Origin of the sequence: Arthrobacter sp. NPDC090010, assembly GCF_044748305.1 — a bacterium.
In the GTDB taxonomy this organism is placed as follows: domain Bacteria; phylum Actinomycetota; class Actinomycetes; order Actinomycetales; family Micrococcaceae; genus Arthrobacter_E.
In genome coordinates this window covers 187,408-204,916 of sequence record NZ_JBIVFT010000007.1, presented here as the reverse complement: position 1 = coordinate 204,916, position 17,509 = coordinate 187,408, and the positions used below count along the sequence as shown (strand labels likewise).

At 65.4% G+C, this 17,509-nt stretch carries 22 protein-coding genes; 10 read left to right on the top strand and 12 right to left on the bottom strand.

Annotation, left to right across the window (positions count from 1 at the left end; genetic code table 11):
- The first annotated feature begins 130 nt into the window (after positions 1–130).
- From ACIPXZ_RS12260 to ACIPXZ_RS12250, 3 genes are read left to right on the top strand one after another with little or no spacing between them, the layout of a single operon-like run.
- Positions 131–1,084, top strand: a complete 954-nt coding sequence (locus ACIPXZ_RS12260; protein ID WP_400594488.1) for a 1,4-dihydroxy-2-naphthoyl-CoA synthase — start codon at positions 131–133, stop codon at positions 1,082–1,084.
- A 22-nt stretch (positions 1,085–1,106) separates the two neighbouring features.
- Complete coding sequence (locus tag ACIPXZ_RS12255; protein WP_400594485.1) at positions 1,107–2,222, top strand: AMP-binding protein; 1,116 nt, start codon at positions 1,107–1,109, stop codon at positions 2,220–2,222.
- A gap of 45 nt (positions 2,223–2,267) precedes the next feature.
- Entirely contained in the window at positions 2,268–3,149 is an 882-nt protein-coding gene (locus ACIPXZ_RS12250) for a 1,4-dihydroxy-2-naphthoate polyprenyltransferase (RefSeq protein WP_400594482.1), read from the top strand.
- A 339-nt stretch (positions 3,150–3,488) separates the two neighbouring features.
- Here the strand turns inward: ACIPXZ_RS12250 and ACIPXZ_RS12245 are convergent, their stop codons facing one another.
- Positions 3,489–3,800: a hypothetical protein gene (locus ACIPXZ_RS12245; protein ID WP_400594479.1), complete on the bottom strand. Its 312-nt coding sequence runs from the start codon at positions 3,798–3,800 to the stop codon at positions 3,489–3,491.
- Positions 3,801–3,830: 30 nt separating this feature from the next.
- The gene (locus tag ACIPXZ_RS12240) at positions 3,831–4,394 is read right to left on the bottom strand and encodes a hypothetical protein (RefSeq protein WP_400594476.1); all 564 of its coding nucleotides are present in this window, start codon (positions 4,392–4,394) and stop codon (positions 3,831–3,833) included.
- A gap of 477 nt (positions 4,395–4,871) precedes the next feature.
- Between ACIPXZ_RS12240 and ACIPXZ_RS12235 the strand changes: the two genes are divergently transcribed.
- Entirely contained in the window at positions 4,872–5,504 is a 633-nt protein-coding gene (locus ACIPXZ_RS12235) for a TetR/AcrR family transcriptional regulator (RefSeq protein WP_400594473.1), read from the top strand.
- 142 nt (positions 5,505–5,646) lie between these two features.
- Here the strand turns inward: ACIPXZ_RS12235 and ACIPXZ_RS12230 are convergent, their stop codons facing one another.
- Positions 5,647–5,919, bottom strand: coding sequence for a DUF4229 domain-containing protein (locus tag ACIPXZ_RS12230; protein WP_400594590.1), 273 nt, complete (start codon positions 5,917–5,919; stop codon positions 5,647–5,649).
- 125 nt (positions 5,920–6,044) lie between these two features.
- Here ACIPXZ_RS12230 and ACIPXZ_RS12225 point away from each other — a divergent pair, with 125 nt between their 5' ends.
- Complete coding sequence (locus ACIPXZ_RS12225) at positions 6,045–6,440, top strand: PLDc N-terminal domain-containing protein (protein WP_400594470.1); 396 nt, start codon at positions 6,045–6,047, stop codon at positions 6,438–6,440.
- Between the two features lie 22 nt (positions 6,441–6,462).
- Here ACIPXZ_RS12225 and ccsB read toward each other — a convergent pair whose 3' ends face one another.
- From ccsB to ACIPXZ_RS12200, 5 genes are read right to left on the bottom strand one after another with little or no spacing between them, the layout of a single operon-like run.
- A complete protein-coding gene (gene ccsB / locus ACIPXZ_RS12220; RefSeq protein ID WP_400594467.1) occupies positions 6,463–7,503 on the bottom strand; it encodes a c-type cytochrome biogenesis protein CcsB in 1,041 nt (346 codons plus the stop codon).
- Positions 7,500–9,203, bottom strand: a complete 1,704-nt coding sequence (locus ACIPXZ_RS12215) for a cytochrome c biogenesis protein ResB (RefSeq protein WP_400594465.1) — start codon at positions 9,201–9,203, stop codon at positions 7,500–7,502. The genes ccsB and ACIPXZ_RS12215 overlap by 4 nt, the downstream gene beginning before the upstream one ends.
- Positions 9,204–9,250: 47 nt before the next feature.
- Positions 9,251–10,009, bottom strand: coding sequence for a cytochrome c biogenesis CcdA family protein (locus ACIPXZ_RS12210; RefSeq protein WP_400594463.1), 759 nt, complete (start codon positions 10,007–10,009; stop codon positions 9,251–9,253).
- Positions 10,010–10,012: 3 nt separating this feature from the next.
- Positions 10,013–10,651, bottom strand: coding sequence for a TlpA family protein disulfide reductase (locus tag ACIPXZ_RS12205; protein ID WP_400594460.1), 639 nt, complete (start codon positions 10,649–10,651; stop codon positions 10,013–10,015).
- 2 nt (positions 10,652–10,653) lie between these two features.
- The gene (locus ACIPXZ_RS12200; protein WP_400594457.1) at positions 10,654–11,319 is read right to left on the bottom strand and encodes a histidine phosphatase family protein; all 666 of its coding nucleotides are present in this window, start codon (positions 11,317–11,319) and stop codon (positions 10,654–10,656) included.
- A 304-nt stretch (positions 11,320–11,623) separates the two neighbouring features.
- Between ACIPXZ_RS12200 and ACIPXZ_RS12195 the strand changes: the two genes are divergently transcribed.
- The 4 genes from ACIPXZ_RS12195 to ACIPXZ_RS12180 all read left to right on the top strand — a co-directional run bounded on the left by ACIPXZ_RS12195 (position 11,624) and on the right by ACIPXZ_RS12180 (position 14,805).
- Positions 11,624–12,169, top strand: a complete 546-nt coding sequence (locus ACIPXZ_RS12195) for a YceI family protein (RefSeq protein WP_400594454.1) — start codon at positions 11,624–11,626, stop codon at positions 12,167–12,169.
- 208 nt (positions 12,170–12,377) lie between these two features.
- Complete coding sequence (locus ACIPXZ_RS12190) at positions 12,378–12,887, top strand: hypothetical protein (RefSeq protein ID WP_400594451.1); 510 nt, start codon at positions 12,378–12,380, stop codon at positions 12,885–12,887.
- 108 nt (positions 12,888–12,995) lie between these two features.
- Positions 12,996–13,736, top strand: a complete 741-nt coding sequence (locus ACIPXZ_RS12185; protein ID WP_400594448.1) for a hypothetical protein — start codon at positions 12,996–12,998, stop codon at positions 13,734–13,736.
- 109 nt (positions 13,737–13,845) lie between these two features.
- Positions 13,846–14,805 carry a hypothetical protein gene (locus ACIPXZ_RS12180; protein ID WP_400594445.1) on the top strand — a complete coding sequence of 320 codons (960 nt, stop codon included), beginning with the start codon at positions 13,846–13,848 and terminating at the stop codon, positions 14,803–14,805.
- A gap of 25 nt (positions 14,806–14,830) precedes the next feature.
- Here ACIPXZ_RS12180 and ACIPXZ_RS12175 read toward each other — a convergent pair whose 3' ends face one another.
- Positions 14,831–15,550, bottom strand: a complete 720-nt coding sequence (locus tag ACIPXZ_RS12175) for a redox-sensing transcriptional repressor Rex (protein WP_400594442.1) — start codon at positions 15,548–15,550, stop codon at positions 14,831–14,833.
- A 12-nt stretch (positions 15,551–15,562) separates the two neighbouring features.
- Positions 15,563–15,817, bottom strand: coding sequence for a glutaredoxin family protein (locus ACIPXZ_RS12170; protein ID WP_400594439.1), 255 nt, complete (start codon positions 15,815–15,817; stop codon positions 15,563–15,565).
- Between the two features lie 64 nt (positions 15,818–15,881).
- Between ACIPXZ_RS12170 and ACIPXZ_RS12165 the strand changes: the two genes are divergently transcribed.
- Entirely contained in the window at positions 15,882–16,700 is an 819-nt protein-coding gene (locus ACIPXZ_RS12165) for an HAD family hydrolase (protein ID WP_400594436.1), read from the top strand.
- A 193-nt stretch (positions 16,701–16,893) separates the two neighbouring features.
- Here the strand turns inward: ACIPXZ_RS12165 and ACIPXZ_RS12160 are convergent, their stop codons facing one another.
- Both ACIPXZ_RS12160 and ACIPXZ_RS12155 read right to left on the bottom strand, forming a co-directional pair.
- Positions 16,894–16,992 carry a 30S ribosomal protein bS22 gene (locus tag ACIPXZ_RS12160; RefSeq protein WP_003792170.1) on the bottom strand — a complete coding sequence of 33 codons (99 nt, stop codon included), beginning with the start codon at positions 16,990–16,992 and terminating at the stop codon, positions 16,894–16,896.
- Positions 16,993–17,140: 148 nt separating this feature from the next.
- Entirely contained in the window at positions 17,141–17,344 is a 204-nt protein-coding gene (locus ACIPXZ_RS12155; protein WP_400594433.1) for a helix-turn-helix domain-containing protein, read from the bottom strand.
- Between the last annotated feature and the right edge of the window lie 165 nt (positions 17,345–17,509).

The window sequence follows — 17,509 nt, the reverse complement described above, 5'->3', positions numbered from 1 at the left end:
AACCTCGGTTTGCAGAATGTCGCGCACCGCCCAGTGCGCCGACTCGATGATCACAGGTCATGGACATCAACGTCACTGAGAGTATTCTATCGTTTATTTGGGCGCCGGATGCCGGGCATAGGATTCACCCATGACCGAGAGTGCCCTTCCCGCCGCCGTCTCAGACACCTTCGACCCGCGCCACTGGCGCGTGGTGGAGGGCTTCGATTTCACGGATCTGACGTACCACCGCCAAGTGGAACGGGACGAGGACGGTTCGATCATCCGCGATCTGCCGTGCGTACGCATCGCCTTCGACCGTCCCGAGGTCCGCAACGCCTTCCGCCCCCACACCGTGGACGAGCTGTACCGCGCCCTGGACCACGCCCGGATGACACCGAAAGTGGCCACTGTACTGCTCACAGGCAACGGCCCATCCTCCAAGGACGGCGGCCATGCCTTCTGCTCCGGCGGCGACCAGCGCATCCGAGGGCGCGACGGCTACAAGTACGCCGAGGGCGAGACCAGCGAGACCGTGGATCCGGCCCGCGCAGGACGCCTCCACATCCTGGAAGTCCAGCGGCTCATCCGCACCATGCCCAAGGTCGTGGTCGCGGTCGTCAACGGCTGGGCCGCAGGCGGCGGCCACTCCCTCCATGTGGTGGCGGATCTGACCATCGCCTCCAAGGAACACGGAAAGTTCAAACAGACGGACGCCACCGTGGGAAGCTTCGACGCGGGCTACGGTTCCGCCCTGCTCGCGCGCCAGATCGGGCAGAAGAACGCCCGCGAGATCTTCTTCCTGGCCCGCGAGTACTCCGCGGACGACATGGTCCGGATGGGCGCCGTCAATGAAGCAGTGCCGCACGAGGACCTGGAGAACGTGGCTCTCGGCTACGCACGGGACATCGCCCGGCAGTCGCCGCAGGCGATCCGCATGCTCAAGTTCGCCTTCAACCTGGCCGACGACGGTCTGGCCGGCCAGCAGGTCTTCGCCGGCGAGGCGACCCGCCTGGCCTACATGACGGACGAAGCGGTGGAGGGCAAACAAGCCTTCCTCGAAAAGAGGGACCCCGACTGGTCCGACTTCCCGTACTATTTCTGATCCGGCCAGGGGAAACAGCCTCATGCAGAACCTCGACACCGTTCTGAAGCAGCTCGCCGCTGCTCTCCAGGGCGAGGGGCCCGCCGTCGAATTCGGCGACGAGATCACCACCGTGAACCTTCCGGAACATCCGGAGGCAGCCGTCGTCGTGCGCACCTCCGGTTCCACCGGCAGGCCCAAGACCGTAGTGCTCTCGGTCGATGCGCTGGCCGCCAGTTCCATGGCCACGGCCGTGGAACTCCGCGGCGAAGGACAGTGGCTCCTGGCGCTGCCCCTGCAGTACGTGGCCGGGGTCCAGGTGCTGGTCCGATCGCTTTTCGCAGGCACCCGTCCCTGGGCGATGGATCTCTCGGAGGGGTTCAGCCCCGATGCGTTCGCGGCTGCCGCCGACGAACTGAGCGACCCCATCCGCTTCACCTCCCTCGTGCCCACACAGCTGGCCCGGCTCCTGGAGGCACCCTCTGACGACGTGCTGCGAGTGCTGCGCCGTTTCGACGCGGTGCTCCTCGGCGGAGCCTCGGTCGCACCTGCGTTGCTCGCCCAGGCACGCGAACTGAACGTGAACGTGGTGACCACGTATGGCTCCGCAGAGACCTCTGGAGGCTGCGTCTACAACGGCCGGCCGCTCGACGGCGTCGAGGTGCGCCTGGTGGACGGGCGCATCCACCTCGGCGGCCCGACGCTCGCCGACTGCTACCTGGACGATCCCGAGGCGACCTCGGCGTCCTTCGTCGAGCTGGAGGATGAACGCTTCTTCCGCACGAGCGATCTGGGCGAACTCGACGACGACGGGCGGCTACGCGTCACAGGCCGCGTGGACGACGTCATCAATTCCGGCGGCAGCAAAGTCTCTGCCGTCGACGTCCAGCGTGCCCTCGAAACGCTCGACGGCGTCCGGCAGGCCTTCGTCGGCGGAATACCCTCCGCGGAGTGGGGCCAGGCCGTGGCGGCCGCCGTCGTCATCGAGCCGGGGGCGTCGTGGAGCGCCGATGCTCTCTCGGAGGCTCTGCGCCCGGAGTTCGGCGTCCTGCGACCACGACGGCTGTCCCTGTGGGCGGCTCTCCCCCTGCTGCCCAACGGCAAAGTCGACCGGCGTTCCATCCTTGCCCGACTCGAGGCCGAACATGGGGGAAAATAGGCTCAGCGCATCCGCGCCGTCGACATCCCCGAGCGAAAGGTAATCGTGGCTACAGCCGCCCAGTGGATCCAAGGGGCTCGCCCCCGCACCCTTCCCGCCGCCATCGCACCCGTGGTGATCGGCAGCGCGGCGGCCTATCAGCTCCACGCCTTCACCCTGCTCAACGCGGTCCTGGCCGCACTCGTGGCCCTTCTCCTGCAGATCGGCGTGAACTACTCGAACGACTATTCGGACGGCATCCGCGGAACCGACGAGGACCGGGTCGGACCGTTCCGTCTGGTGGGGTCGGGGGCTGCGCGCCCCAAGGCCGTCTTGAAGGCGGCCTTGATCAACTACGGCCTGGCCATGCTCGCGGGGCTGGGCCTCGTCCTCATCACGCAGACCTGGTGGATGATCCTTGTCGGCCTGGGAGCGGTCGTGGCGGCCTGGGGGTACACAGGCGGCCGTAACCCCTACGGCTACCAGGGCCTGGGCGAACTGTTCGTCTTCGTCTTCTTCGGTCTGGTGGCAACGCTCGGCACCACCTACACACAGGCAGGCCGGATCAGCCTGGCCGCCGTCATCGGGGCGGTGGGAACGGGCCTCATCGCCTGTGCAGTCTTGATGGCCAACAACGTCCGGGACATCCCGACGGACAAGGCGGCCGGCAAGAACACGCTGGCGGTGCGCCTCGGAGACCGGCTGGCCCGGCGTTCCTACGTGCTGATGCTCGCGGTGGCCGTCCTCTCGGTGGCGGTCCTCGCCCCGGAGAACCCGTGGTTCCTGTTGGTCCTTCTGCTGGTGCCGGCGTCGCTGCTGCCCTGCTGGCTCATGCTCTCAGGGCGTACGGGCAAGGCGCTGATCCCGGTGCTCCAGCAAACCGGCATGCTCAACCTGGGCTACGCGGCACTGTTCGCCGTTGCGGTCATCCTTCAGCACGGGATCTGAGGTCCGAGGACGCTCTTCGAGGGCTTCCAGCACCTGCTGCATGAGCAGCTTCCGCGCTTCGTGGTAATCGGGATCCTCTGCCTCCAGAAGCCGGTTCTCCCCACTCAGCGGGTCCGTCAGGCTCAGAAAAACTTTCATCGTGTGCTTCGCGGTCTTCCTCTTCGTACGGCGGGCTGACGGGAGCGGAGCAGCTGGCCCGGGGGCGCCCCCACTGGAGCCCCCGGGCCACTCTCCCGGTGTTCGTCACCGTCAGCGTGTGAACTGCAGAATGACCTGAGCGCACCGATGAACGCGGTCATGTGCATGACCGCGCAATCCGTGCGCTCAGGTCAAGAACCGCTACTGGGCGGTGGTGATGTTGTCCGAGGACCCGGTGCTGTCGAGCTTCCAGGCCCCGTCCTGCTTGACGATCACCAGCTGCGCCTGCTGACCGCCACCAGTCGCGGAGACCCGCCCGACGGTTCCGTTGCCGGAGAAGGTGGCCGCGTCGATTGCGAAATCGGCCGGGAACTGGACCTTGGCCACGGCTGCACCGGTGGGCTCGACCTCAGGTGCGAAGGCGACGGCCCCGGTGAAGGTGGCGACATTGTTCTGCTTGACGCCGGCGACGATCTCGTCGGCACGGGTCTGGGTGAAATCTGAACTGCTCATATTGTGTTTCTCCTAAGTTCTTGGACGGCGTCAGCTGCGGCCGCAGTAACCGACGAGGATCCCGAACACCGAGACGCCCAGCAGAGTGGTTCCCGCGGAATCGTCGGAGTGGATGCTGTTCGCATTGCCCAGGACGTTGCCCACGGACATCGTGTAGGTGCGGAGCACCTGGGCCGAGAGCAGGCCCGTCACGCGGAGGGTGATCGACGACCCGGCAGGGATGTCCTGGCTCAGGGTGAACTGGGCCGTGGTGCCGTTGATGATGTTGAGGAAGCCCGCACCGTTGGCGTTGCCGAAGGTCAGGTTGCCCAGACCGGTGCCCTGGATGTTGAAGGTCGAACCGGCGAGGATCGGCGCACCGACAGCCGTGATGGTGAACTCCGGGAAGGACTGGCCGACGCCGAGGATGTTGATGCCGTAGCAGCCTGCCGTGATGATCACGTTCTGCTGCGCCGGGGGAACGGAAGCAACTGCCGCCGGGGCGGCCATGGTGGCCGCGATGACGGGCAGCGACCACGCCGCTCCTCTGGTCACCGTACGGCGGGTTATCTGCTTGGTGCCGGTTCCGGACGGCTGCATCGATGTTTGGTTCATTGTTGAAAATCTCTCTTGTTCTGCCGCATGGTGGCGGTCAACGTCTTTGCCAGCGTCCGAGGCACCACGGCCTGGACGTACTCGAGTCACGGTCTTCTGTCTCCCCCTCAGTGCGAATGAATCGGCATCTGGGCAGCCCGGAGAGAACTTTGCGCGTGACCATGTGACCGGCAGACGTCATCGAGGAACGGCGCGAGAGCGCACAACGATGAACCGGCTCATCCGGACGAAATTCCGGCATGGCAGCAGAACGCGGTGTACGGACAGAGGCCCTCCTATGGCCTTGGGTCTGTCGCGGACTCCGCGGAAAACGGGCAGCGGATCTAACGGGCGCCTCCTCGCCCTACAACGCTTGCCCTAGCAGCCTCCTCCCCAGGTGCTCCTACCATTGATTATTCAACAGCCCGTGCGTTTAATCAACGGTGTGTTGATTTTGTCGACATGGGGCTTTATCTCATAGATGCTATGGTCCGAGATGTGATTTCTGGGGCAGAAGACCGGGCGAATCGCCGTCGAAGGGGCACACGGCCTTCCGGTGACGACCGCGAAGCCGCGCTCTTTGAGACTCTGGAACGCCTTCTCCAGGAGCAGAGCTTCGACGAGGTGACGATCGCCGATCTGGCTGAAGGTGCCGGGCTCTCCCGTCCGAGCTTCTATTTCTATTTCGCGTCCAAAGAAGAAGTCCTGGTCGCACTCCTGAAGCGTCTTGTCGCTCAGGCTGAAGAGGCCGGAATGGCTGCCCATCGCCGTCTGGCGGGCCGGCCAGGCCCTCACTGGCGGGAACTGATCGCCGCGCATCATTCCGTCTACTTGCAACGACGGAACATCGTCCTCGCCGGGCTCCAGGCCCAGTGCCGCTATCCGGAAGCCCGTCGCGTCATGGAGGAACTGCGCGAGTACCGCATCCAGCGCACCATCCAGACGATCGAGAAGGAACGTGGGGGCCGAACCCTGGCCAGCGGACTCAGCGCCCGGCAAGCCGCAGTGGCACTGATCGCGATGAACGAAGAAGTCCTCCACGCAGCGCTTCGGAAAGACCGGATGGCCCTTCCCGATGAGGAATCGATCACGGTCCTGGCAGCGCTCTGGACCCAGGTGGTCGACAGCTAGGCCGCCACGGCGTCCCTGGCAGGCCCTACGACGAAACCCCGGCACTCCTGGCACCGGGGTTTCGCGCTATTCAGGGTTCAGTCGTACTCAAAGTCAGGCGACGGCACTCAGGGCGCCGTGACGTTCAGAGCGGACGAAGGCTTCAGGCCTTCCCGTTCTCCGAGGCCTGAGTTCCGTCCAGGGCGGCATCCTCCGCGGCTGCGTCCTCCTCAGCACGCCCGGGCTTGGCCTTCCCCGCGAAGGTCCCCGCAAGCTGCACCGCGGCGTCGTCCCGCTGCCGGGTGAAGAAGAGATACCCAAGAGCAAAGGAGATCAAGGCGGCGAAGATCGCACCGAGAACCAGGCCAGTGCCCACCCACAGACAGATGGCCAAGGCCACCACGAAAAGGGCCAAGCGGATCAACAGGTACTTCATATTCGCCACGGTCCTATTCTACCGGGCCATTCTGGGCACTTCCCCGGCCGCTGGATCGTCGCCGGATCTGCCGATCGCCAACGCACGGTCCCGGCACGGCTCGCGTGGCTCAGTAGACTGGAAAGATGCCTCGCCTCATCCTCACCATCCTCGTAGTGGCCGTCTGCATCTACGCACTGATCGACTGCCTGCGCTCCGATTCCCGTGAGGTCCGGGGCGTTCCGAAATGGGCATGGATCGTGGCCCTGATCGTGTTGCCCGTGCTCGGCACCGTCCTGTGGTTCTTCCTCGGACGTCCCCGGAACACGAGTACTCCTGCCCCGCAACGGCAGGCTCCCGACGCGGCCCAGAACGGACGGCCCATCGGCCCCGATGACGACCCCCAGTTCCTCCGCAATCTGCAGGAGCGCCGTCGTAATGAGCAGGAAGCCCAGCGTCTGGCGGACATGCGGCGCCAGCTGGAAGACAAAGAGCGCCGCCTCCGCAATGGCGAAGACGACGCTCCCGGTCAGGACGGTTGACGCCCCACGGCTGTTCCCCTGCTCAGAGCCCCGAGTAGGAGTGCAGACCGTTGAAGTACTGGTTGACGATGGTGAAGTTGAACACCACGCACAGATAGCCCACGATCGACAGCCAGGCGGCACGGGTGCCGGTCCAGCCGCGAGTGGCCCGGGCGTGCAGGTAGCCTGCGTAGACCACCCAGATCACGAAGGTCCACACTTCCTTGGTGTCCCATCCCCAGAAGCGCCCCCACGCCTTCTCCGCCCAGATCGCCCCGAACATCAGGGTGAAGGTCCAGCCGACGAAGGCGATCGTGTTGATCCGGTAGCTGAGGTTCTCCAGGCTCAAGGCGTTGGGCACCAGGCTCATGAAAGCCAGCTTGTCGTTCCCACCCACTGCCAGCTTCGACTCGCGACGGGATTGAATCAGCTGGAGCACCGACATCGCGAAGGTCAGTGTGAAGAGGGCCGAGGAGAGCACCGCGATCGAGACGTGGATGATCAGCCAGTAGCTCTGCAACGCCGGGACCAGGTGCCCCACCGGGGTCCAGTAGGCTACTGAGGCCGCCACGAGCATGATGATCACCAGCGCCACCACGAAGGTTCCGACGAAGCGCAGATCGCGGCGCAGCAGGACGAGCAGGAAGACCACGGCCACGAGCCAGGCGCCCGTGGTGAGGAATTCGTACATATTGCCCCAGGGGACGCGACCGGCCGCGATACCGCGGCTGATGACCCCGGCGCCGTGGATGACGGCTGCGAGCACGGTCAGTGCGACGGCCACCCTGGCGGGGACCCGTCGCTCCTTGCCGTACCGCATCGATGAATCGGCGGTGACAGCCCCCCTCGGCGGTTCAGCGGACGACGACGTCGGCGCCGGCGCTCCTGCGCCCACCAGCTGCTTGGCGACCGCGGCCGTCTGCACTCCCTGAGTGCGTGCGGCCCGCTCGTCGATCGCCCGGAGGGTGGCACTGCTCTTGGCCAGGTCCCAGGCGAAGGCGATGAGCGCCACCGTGTACGTCCCGGCGGCGAGCAGCATGAAAAGCTCGCTGTACGAACCGAGTGTGAAGTTCAGCTCCGTCATGAGCTTTCCTTTCCATTGGACGCCGTCCCGTGCTGGGGGGCGGCCGAGTTCTTACCATTATCCGCCGATGGCGGTCCATCAGTTCCACCGCTCAGATTCCAGCGATCCTGCAGTGCCTTGCGGATCCGTTCGGTCTCACGCGCCAGGCCGTGATCCTCACCGCGTGCCAGCAGGCCGTATTCGATCATGACCCGGCCGTCCTCGGCGGTTCCGGTGCGGATCCAAGCGCGCCGACGGGCGGTGTAGAGCGAGATGATCAGACCGCCCACGGCGACGAGGGCGAAGATCAGAGCCGGAACCTGGCCTGGATTGTGGCGCACATCGATGGCGATGTAGCGCTTGAGCCCGTCGAAGCTGATCGAGCCCTTGCCGTCCGGCAGCTTGTACGTCTGGCCCGCGTCCAGGACGATGCCCTTGGTCGGCAGATCGCGGCCGTTGAGCTGCTTGAGGCTCTTCACGTCCAGGGTGTAGACGTTCTGCGGTGCGCCCTTGTCCAGGCCGAGGTCGCCATAGTACGAGTTCAGGTTGATCTGCGGCTTGAGCGGATCGGGATCGATGCTGAACGCCACGCCGTCGGCATTGGTCTGAGCCGCCGGCAGGAAGAAGCCGACGAAGCCGAGCTGATCGGGTTTGGCGTCCGGGACCTTGACGACCAGGGTGGAGGTGTAGACACCGTCCGTGGGGATCGACGGCACCGGGCCTTGGAGGGCGATGTTGCCCTTGCCGTCGCGCACCGTGATCACCGGGGCGTAACCGTTGCCCACCAGGTACAGTCCGGTCCCGCCGAGTTCGAGCGGATCGTTGACCTTGAGCACCTGCTTCTTCGGTGCAGCGTCCGGCGAGTCCTTGGTGGTCACGTTGGCGGTGAAGTCGATGGGCTGGCCGAACTGCTTCACCGACTCCCGGTCATAGCGGACGTCGAACTTGTCCAGTTGGACGGAGTACGGGCTCAGCCAGGCGGACTGGAAGTTGGTGCCGGGGCTGAACTGGTCGTAACCCACCAGAGTGTTGACGAACGTCTCGCCCTCAACGAGGGTCCGCTGTCCGCTGTAGCCGAACAGGCCGCCGATTGCCACGGAGACGAGAACGCCGACCAGTGAGGTGTGGAAGATGAGGTTTCCGATCTCCCGGAAGTAACCGACCTCCGCGCCGAGGTTCGGACGCTCGCCTTCCGTGTCACGCTGCTCCACACGGTAGCGACGCTTCTTGAGGACGTCCGCGGCATCCGCCAGGGCCGACGACGCCGTCTCACCCTGCCCTGCGGGGATCACCAGAGTGCCGTACTGGGGCAGGCGCGAGATACGGCGCGGGGTCCGGGGCGGGGCGCTGCGCATGGCCTTGTAGTGGACCCGGACCCGCGGGATGATGCAGCCGATCAGGGAGACGAACAGCAGCAGGTAGATGGCGGAGAACCAGTACGAGGAATAGACGTCGAAGAGCTGGAGCTTGTCCAGCCACGGCCCGTAGTCGGGGTGATCGGTGAGGTACTGGGTGACCACGGACGGGTTCGCCGGGCGCTGCGGAAACAGGGAGCCGGGCACGGCGGCCACGGCCAGCAGGAGCAGCAACAGAAGGGCGGTGCGCATGCTGGTCAGCTGGGTCCAGGCCCAGCGCAGCATGCCGACCGGGCCCAGCGCGGGAACCGCCACGTCCTGCTTGGACGCCTTGTTGCCCTTGCTCTTCTTCACCGTCTCACTCATCCGTGTCGTCTCTGTTCGCGTGTCATCATCGTCTCCATGATCCAGCCCTAGATGGGCAGCTGCACCTCATTCTGGAACCAGGTCTGCAGCTGTACCGTCCAGCTCCCCCACAGACCGCTGATCATCAGAAGTCCGAGCGCTATCAGCATGAGGCCGCCCACCCGCTGGATGGCGAGTTTGTGCTGGCGGAAGAAGCGCATGACTCCGACACCGCGGCGGAACGCCAGTGCGATCAGGAGGAAGGGGATCCCCAGGCCGAGGCTGTAGACGAAGGCCAGCAGCGCACCCTTCGCCGCCGTCGACCCGCCGGAGAGGCTGAGCAATTGCACCGCCGAATAGGTCGGACCGATGCACGGAGCCCAGCCGAGTCCGAACGTCATGCCGAGCAGAGGCGCACCCCAGAGGCCCGCCGGCGGCTTGGTCTTGAGTTTGGCATTGCGCTGGAAGAAGTCGAAGCCGCCCAGGAAGATGATCCCCATCACGACCACGACCACTCCGAGCCACCGGATCACGGTGGGCAGACGGTCCCCCGCGATCAGCCCGCCCAGCTGTCCGAACGCACCGCCCAGCAGAACGAAGACCACCGAGAATCCGAGGACGAAGAGCGCCACTCCGGCGAACATCCTCCCCCGGCGCTGTTTCTCCAGGTCCACTCCGGTGAGCCCCGTGACGTAGCCGAGGTAGCCGGGAACCAGAGGCAGGACGCACGGGGAGAGGAACGAGACCAGTCCGGCCAGGAGGGCGACGGGAACCGACAACAGCAAAGAGCCGTTGAGGATCGTCTCCGCGAAGGGATTGTTGGGCATCTCTCAGGAACGCTCCGCCACTGTCGAGGCGATGAGGGTCTTCAGCGTCCCCTTCTCGAGCTGACCGAGAACGCGCGCGCTGACCCGCCCCTTGCGGTCCAGGACGAGCGTCGTGGGGACGGCACCCGGAGGGACGACGCCGGACAGCGAGAGCAGCACCTGGCCGTCCTTGTCGTTGAAGCTCGGGTAGCCGATCGAGAAGTTCTTCTCGAACGCCTCCGCCGTGGCCTTCTCATCGCGCAGGTTCACGCCGTAGAACTCCACACCCTGGGACGCGAACTCCTCGTGCAGGGCGCGCAGGTCCGGTGCTTCAACTCTGCACGGTGCGCAGGCGGCGAACCAGAAGTTGAGCACCACGACCTTGCCCAGAAGGTCTTTGCTGGCGAGGTGTTTGCCATCGAAGAGCACGCCCTGGAAGTCCCGCGCACTCTTGCGCTGGTCCACTGCATACTCGGTCACGGACCCGTCACCGGCCACATAGTTCTTGTTGTCGCCGGCGCGCGCCTGGGCGGCCAGGGGGTCGTCCTGGCTGCAGGCGCTCAGACCCAGCCCCAGGAGTCCCGCTCCGACGAGGCCCAGGGCCTGACGGCGGCCCAGTTTCTTGTTCTGGCCGCCATCGGCCGCGAATCGTTCGGTGCTCATGATCAGGCTCCCGGAGTGGTGGAGGCGCCCACCAGGAGGTCGGCGGCGGGTTCGCGGTACATGACGCCCAGCAGCCGTCCGCCGTCGTCGAACAGAAGGGACGTGACGGAGGTGAGCGTGCATTCACGCTTGCGCGGGTCGTGGGCGAGGCGACGGCCCTCGGCGGCCAGACGCGTCGCCCAGATGGGCAGCTGATGGCTGACGATCACGGCCTCCGCTCCGGGGCCACCGCGCTCGACGGCGGTGCGTCGCGCCTGCTGCACAGCGGCCATGACACGCTCCACCTGGTGGGCGTACGGTTCGCCCCACGACGGGCGGAGCGGATTGACGAAGTACGGCCAGTGCCGCGGCTTGGCCAGTTCACGAGGCGTGACCTTGAGGCCTTCGAAGTGATTCTCCGCTTCGATGACCCGTTCCTCGGTCTCGATCTCCAGACCGAGGGCCTTCGCGGTCGGAGCGGCGGTCTCCTGGGCACGCAAGAGAGGCGAAGCCACGAGATGGGAGATGACGGCCCCGGATTCACGCTCCTGGGCGAAGAACTCCCCCAGGCGGTCCGCCATCAGGTAGCCACGCTCCGAGAGGTGGAATCCCGGAAGCCTCCCGTAGAGGACTCCGTCCGGGTTGTGAACCTCTCCATGGCGCATCAGATGAACGGTTGCATGGGGCATGCGTCCATTTTCTCAGAGTTTAAGGGCGTCCCGGTCCACTCCCGCCTGGTTCACGGCTGTGAATCCCCCATGAATCCGCACCTTGACCGGCCATCCCCCCGTTCGCCCCGCGCCTCTCACCGACGCCAACAGGCCGGACGTCGCCTCGACGCGCCCGAGCCCGGCTTCGGGGAAGTTCAGAAAAAGTTCGTCACGAAGTGGAATAAAAGATGCATATGCATGTTTATACTGGGTGACATCGATTGGTTGAGCTTTCAATCAATCCCCATGAGTCACCGAACCGTCGAGAAAACAGGAGAACACCATGAGCATCCCCACCAACCTCACCACCGGCACCTGGACCCTGGACCCCTCCCACAGCGAGGCCGCCTGGACCGTCCGTCACGCAGGCATCTCCAAGGTGCGCGGCACGTTCGGCGAGCTGGCCGCCACCGTCACCGTCTCCGATGAGGACGCCGTCGTCGACGCGACCATCCAGTCCGCGAGCATCACCACCGGAGACCCGAACCGTGACGGCCACGTCAAGGGCGAGGACTTCTTCGATGTGGAGAACCACCCGACGCTGACCTTCAAGTCCACCAGCCTGGACGGCTCCGGCGAGGACTTCAAGCTCAACGGCGAACTGACCATCAAGGGCGTCAGCGTCCCCGTGACCTTCGACGCGGAGTTCGGCGGGGTCGCCGTGGATCCGTTCGGCAACACCCGTGCAGGCGTCTCCGCCGAGACCACCATCTCCCGCAAGGAGTTCGGTCTGACCTGGAACGCCGCACTGGAGGCCGGTGGCGTCCTCGTCTCCGACAAGGTCAAGATCAACCTCGAGCTCTCCTTCCTGGCACCGTCCGCCAACTGAGCTTTCAGGGGTCGTTCCGTCACTGACGGCAGCGGGCCCGGGATGTGCCCGGCGACGCTTCACGGCGTCGTCGGGCACATCTGTTTAAGGTCACATCACCGCACGTCACCGTCGCTTCGTGACCTGGCGGTAACGGATGTGTTGCGCGGCGGCGAAAGAACTCACCAGGGGCTATCCGCACGGGGCTGACAAATCTAAAGTGAGCACTATGAGCACCCAATATCCAGGCGCCTCGGGCGCCGCACCCAGCAATGAACCTCCGGCGGGTCTCGGATACGCGGCACCGCCTCGCAATGCCTTCGGTTTCGAGATGAGCAATCTCGGCCGTCGGCTCACGGACGTCAGTGGCGTCCCCCAGCAACTCAGCTACTCCTACTGGCTCTGGCTCGCCGGAGCAGTACTCGGCATCGTCTTCTCCATCATCAGTGTCTTCATGATCAGCGCGAGCTACGGATCGTACGGCGGGGTCATGGCCGGTGCCGCTGTCGGCGGCATCGTGTGGGGAATCATCTGGGCCGCCGTCGTGGCGTTCATCGCCATCCGCCTGAAGGAAGGCTCCCGCTGGGCCCGCATCGTCCTGAGCATTCTTGGCGCTCTCGCCGTGATCGGGCTCCTGGTCAATCTGATCGCCTTCAACCTCAGTGTCATCTCCTCCGCGGCTTCCGTGGCCGCCGCGGTGCTGATGTGGCTTCCCGAGTCACGGAAGTTCTTCGCCTGAAGAATCATCCTTCAGAAGGGGGAATCCGGGCTCCTGTCCGGGATAGCGTAGAGAACGACGCCGCCTGGCGGCGCCGCCCGTATCCATGCCGCACCCGAAGGAGCTGTCATGAGCAGCACACCGCAAGAGCCTGGAAACCCGCAGGACCCGGCCCAGGCAGAGCAGGGCGCCCCGCAGCAAGGCGCTGCGCAGCGACCCGCTGAGCAGCCGTCCGCGGGGCAACAGCCCGCCGCGCCGCAATACGGCGCTCCGCCGTCCGCCCCAGGCGCGCCGCAGTACGGCGCCCAACCGGGCTACGGCCAGCAAGCAGCACCGGAAGCGCCGCAATACGGCGCCACCGGTTATGCACCGCCCCAGTACGGCCAGGGAACGCCCGCTGCGCCGCAATGGCCCAGCGAGAGCCCCTACGCCGGGCCGAGCAGCGCGATGCCCCGGCCTCAGAAGGTGGAGATCTCCTTCTGGCTGATCGTGGTCGCCGGCGTACTGAACCTGGTCAGCGGTTTGATCGGCGCTTTCACCATCAGTTCCAATTCTCAGTTCGACGCCGTCGTCCGGCAGATGCAGGAATCCGGTTCGAGTGCCCCCGACGCCGATGCCCTCCGCTCCATGGTCGTGGTGATGACTCTGGTCTTCGGGGTCATCCAGCTTGCGCTGTATCTCCTGGTCGCCTTCTTCGTCCGTAAGGGCGCGAACTGGGCCCGGATCCTGGGGACGGTCTTCGCGGCCCTCTCCCTGATCAACCTCGCCAGCGGTGTCTTCGGGATCATCGTGACCCTGATGGGCGTCGCCGCCATCGTCCTGCTCTATCTCAAGGACACCAGCCCGTACTTCAAGCGTCCGAAGTACTGACATCGCGGCCTTGCCGCCGTGAAAGCATCAAGACACCGAGCCGGGTGAGGCGCAGCATGCGCCTCACCCGCGCTTGTCGGAGAACGACTCCATAGCCAGTGAGAAGGTCATGAACGAGAACAGCCCCGCACCCGAGTCCCGCGATCCGCTGCAGTCACCGCAGCAGGAACAGTCACCGGAACACGGTGCGGCCCCGGACACCACGGTGACGCCGGCCGCGGCACCCACCGCTCCCGGGGTTTCGGACCAAGCCCCTCAGGATCCTCCGCGCTACGGTCTGCGAGCGGCAGACCTCGGCTTGCCCTCGCCTCTTCCACAGACGCCGCCCCAGCAGAGCTACGGCCAGCAAGGTTACGGCCAACAGAGCTACGGCCAGCACGGGCAGCCCCAGGGCCATCCGCAGCAGGGTCCCGGCCAGCAATTCCCCGGCGCTGGTTACCCGGGCTACCCGCAGCAGGGCCAGCAGCAGGGTTACGGCCAGCAGCCTCCCGGAGCGGGCTACCCCGGATTCGGACAGCCCCAGCCCTTGGGGGGCGGATTCCAGCCCCCTCGATCAGGTGGCTTCGGGGCTCCTCTGCAGCCGCTCGCGCCGATGCCCGTGCCCCGGACCGTCCAGTGGTCGTTCTGGCTCATTCTGGCGGCCGCCGCCATCGGGCTCATCGGCACGCTCACGGCTTTCATCGGCGTCGACTTCAATTCCATCCTGGACCAGGCGACGGAACAGGCTCAACGCCAGAACGGGCAGACCTTGGATCAGGACACCGTTCAGGCCGTCAAGGGCTTCGCCGTGGCCGTCATGGTCATCGCGTTCGCCATCAATCTCGGGCTGTACGTCCTGGTCGCGCTCTTCATTCGTAAGGGTTACAACTGGGCCCGCATCCTGGGAACAGTCTTCGCCGCGCTGTCCCTGTTCGGTCTGCTGACCATCAGCCTGCTCGACATTCTCAATGTCGTGCTCGGCGTCACAGCCATCGTGCTGAGCTGGGTGGGTGAATCCAACACGTACTTCGCCAACGCTCGCTATCAGCGCGAATACCGCAAGGCCGCGCGCTTCCTCCCTCAGCGCTGAGTCGCTGGACGCCCGGCGTCGGTGCTCAGTCCACCAGACGCTGGGCGTGATAGGCCAGGATCTGGAGCTCCGTCGCCATGTCCACCTTGCGCAGATTCACGCCGTTGGGAACCTGAAGGTTCACCGGAGCGAAGCTCAGGACGCTCTTGACGCCGGCCGTGACCACACGGTCGCACATCTCCTGAGCGACCGTCGCAGGCAAAGCGAGCACCACCATGTTCGCTCTCGTCTGGACCAGAACCGTCTCCAGCCCCAGGACATCACTGACCCTCAGGAAGCCGATCTCCTGACCCACCAGCATCGGATCGGCGTCGAAGATCGCGACGATCTCGAAACCGCGGGATTGGAAACCCCCGTACCGGGCCAGCGCACGCCCGAGGTTGCCCGCTCCGACGATCGCCACTTTCCAGTCCAACGTGAGCCCCAGCGCCGCTGCGATCTGACGGTTCAGATAGCCCACTTCGTACCCGACGCCCCGGGTGCCGTGCGAGCCGATGTAGCTCAGGTCCTTCCGCAAGGTGGCGGAGCTGACCCCGGAGGCCTCAGCCAGCGCCTCCGAAGAGACCCGCTCCACGCCGTCGCCTGTGAGCGAGTTGAGTGCCCTCAGATACAGCGTCAGGCGCGCGACGGCGGCCGGCGGGATCTGCTTGGCCTCCTGAGCCGGGGGCTGTCCGACCGTCACGGTACGCGCAACCGCAGGAGCGAGCGGAAGCCCTGGTCCGGCGTCGTGCTGTTTCTTCTTCATCGCGGCTCCGGTTCAGCCCTGCCGCGCTTCGCGCAGCTTGCGCTCCAGCCGGCCCGGATCGATGGTCCAGAAGTCCCGCTGGACCCCATCGATCAGCACCACGGGGACCTCTTCCGCGAAACGCTCCCGGAACGCGGCATCGTCATCGATGAGCCGTTCCTGCCATGGCAGGTCCAGCTTTCCGGTCACTTCCGCGACCGTCACCCGGGCCGCCTCGCACAGATGGCAGTCCTTCTTGGTGATGAGGAGAAGTTCGGGGACCCGCATTCCTTTACGGTAGCGTCCTGAACGCTCATTCGGCACATCGGCCCCGTTAGATAGACTCCTGTTCATGGCCACCACCCGCACCGAACCATCCTCCAGCGTCTCCGTGGCCGAACTCCACCGTCATGAGGCCGCATTCTTCGATGTGGACAACACCCTGATCCGTGGGGCGAGCATCTTCCACGCCGCGCGGAAGATGTATCAGCGCAAGGTCTTCACCATGCGGGACATCCTTGGTTTCGGCTGGCAGCAGCTGAAGTTCAGCATCCGGGGCGAGAACCTGTCCGATGTGCACAACATCCGTGACCGCGGCATGCAGATCGCAGCCGGCATCCGTGCCGAGGACGTCGCCACCCTGGGCGACGAAGTGTTCGATGAAAGCATCTCCGGCAAGATCTGGCCCGGCACGCGAGCCTTGGCCGAACAGCATCTGCGCGTCGGGCGCCGGGTCTGGCTCGTGACCGCCACGCCCTACGAGCTCGCCGAACCGATCGCCAGCCGTCTCGGACTCACCGGCGCCCTCGGCACCCGGGTGGAGGTCGTCGACGGCGTCTACACCGGTCGCCTCGTGGGCGACATCCTGCATGGACCGGCGAAGGCGGAGGCCGCCCGTGCACTGGCCGAGGCGGAAGGACTGGACCTGGCGGAGTGCTGGGCCTACAGCGATTCACACAACGACATTCCCCTGCTGAGCATGGTGGGGCACCCTGTGGCCATCAATCCCGATGCCGGGCTGCGTCGCCATGCGAAAGAGAAGAACTGGCCCGTCTACGACTTCCGTTCGGGACGCCGTGCCGCGACATTCGGGCTGAAAGCAGCCACCGTGGGCGGCGCGGTCTACGGGCTCTGGCGCGGCCTGTCCCATGCCCGGGGCAACAGGCGCTAGTTCCTCGTCTGCCCCGGCCATCGCGTCGAGTTTGCAGTTTCTCGGGGATCGCAGTCCTCCACCCCCGAGAAAGTGCAAGCTCGACGAGCGGGTCCCTCGCAAAGCGACTCCCCCGGCTTAAAGCACTCCCCCGGCTTAAAGCACCAGGCCCGGGACCATCCGGTCCCGGGCCTGAACGCTTTGGGAAGTATTTCTACTTCTTATTGCGGCGCTGGTGGCGAGTCTTGCGAAGCAATTTGCGGTGCTTCTTCTTGGCCATGCGCTTGCGACGCTTCTTGATAACTGAACCCACAGAAGTTCCTTACGGTGTTGCGCGACGCACCGATGATCTCCGAAGAACCCGAAGAATCGGTGGACACTTTTTTGCGTTGACGTAAAACGTTCCTTAACAGGGTACCGCCTTCACGGAGCGCCCTTGACCGTGAGGCCGGAACGCGATCTCAGGCGGTCTCCGAGCGATGACCCGTGACGGCGGCCTTGAGATACTCCTCAACAGCCACCTCCGGCACCCGGAAAGAACGTCCGAAGCGGACTGCCGGCAGCTCACCCGAATGGATCAGGCGGTACACGGTCATTTTGGACACGCGCATCTGCTCGGCGACTTCTGCCACCGTGAGGAAGTCCGTGTTCGCAAAGTTGGCCACGTCCGGCCTCCCCCTCCATGCACATCGATGCGGTTCGCGCCGCAGGGTGCCGCGGCGTGTCGGTACTGAGCTGTTTCCATCCCGAGTGCTAGTAACTCTAGTGGCTCACGGGCCTATTGTGAAAGACGGGAAACTGAATGTCTCCTTCGCATCGCCTGAAAGGCC

Coding starts and splice junctions, on each gene's coding strand:
- ACIPXZ_RS12185 (WP_400594448.1), top strand. CDS start 12,996: ATGAGCAGCACACCGCAAGAGCCTGGAAACCCGCAGGACCCGGCCCAG.
- ACIPXZ_RS12230 (WP_400594590.1), bottom strand. CDS start 5,919: ATGAAGTACCTGTTGATCCGCTTGGCCCTTTTCGTGGTGGCCTTGGCC.
- ACIPXZ_RS12255 (WP_400594485.1), top strand. CDS start 1,107: ATGCAGAACCTCGACACCGTTCTGAAGCAGCTCGCCGCTGCTCTCCAG.
- ACIPXZ_RS12215 (WP_400594465.1), bottom strand. CDS start 9,203: ATGAGTGAGACGGTGAAGAAGAGCAAGGGCAACAAGGCGTCCAAGCAG.
- ACIPXZ_RS12200 (WP_400594457.1), bottom strand. CDS start 11,319: ATGCCCCATGCAACCGTTCATCTGATGCGCCATGGAGAGGTTCACAAC.
- ACIPXZ_RS12260 (WP_400594488.1), top strand. CDS start 131: ATGACCGAGAGTGCCCTTCCCGCCGCCGTCTCAGACACCTTCGACCCG.
- ACIPXZ_RS12245 (WP_400594479.1), bottom strand. CDS start 3,800: ATGAGCAGTTCAGATTTCACCCAGACCCGTGCCGACGAGATCGTCGCC.
- ACIPXZ_RS12225 (WP_400594470.1), top strand. CDS start 6,045: ATGCCTCGCCTCATCCTCACCATCCTCGTAGTGGCCGTCTGCATCTAC.
- ACIPXZ_RS12205 (WP_400594460.1), bottom strand. CDS start 10,651: ATGAGCACCGAACGATTCGCGGCCGATGGCGGCCAGAACAAGAAACTG.
- ACIPXZ_RS12165 (WP_400594436.1), top strand. CDS start 15,882: ATGGCCACCACCCGCACCGAACCATCCTCCAGCGTCTCCGTGGCCGAA.
- ccsB (WP_400594467.1), bottom strand. CDS start 7,503: ATGACGGAGCTGAACTTCACACTCGGTTCGTACAGCGAGCTTTTCATG.
- ACIPXZ_RS12170 (WP_400594439.1), bottom strand. CDS start 15,817: ATGCGGGTCCCCGAACTTCTCCTCATCACCAAGAAGGACTGCCATCTG.
- ACIPXZ_RS12240 (WP_400594476.1), bottom strand. CDS start 4,394: ATGAACCAAACATCGATGCAGCCGTCCGGAACCGGCACCAAGCAGATA.
- ACIPXZ_RS12190 (WP_400594451.1), top strand. CDS start 12,378: ATGAGCACCCAATATCCAGGCGCCTCGGGCGCCGCACCCAGCAATGAA.
- ACIPXZ_RS12175 (WP_400594442.1), bottom strand. CDS start 15,550: ATGAAGAAGAAACAGCACGACGCCGGACCAGGGCTTCCGCTCGCTCCT.
- ACIPXZ_RS12195 (WP_400594454.1), top strand. CDS start 11,624: ATGAGCATCCCCACCAACCTCACCACCGGCACCTGGACCCTGGACCCC.
- ACIPXZ_RS12210 (WP_400594463.1), bottom strand. CDS start 10,009: ATGCCCAACAATCCCTTCGCGGAGACGATCCTCAACGGCTCTTTGCTG.
- ACIPXZ_RS12180 (WP_400594445.1), top strand. CDS start 13,846: ATGAACGAGAACAGCCCCGCACCCGAGTCCCGCGATCCGCTGCAGTCA.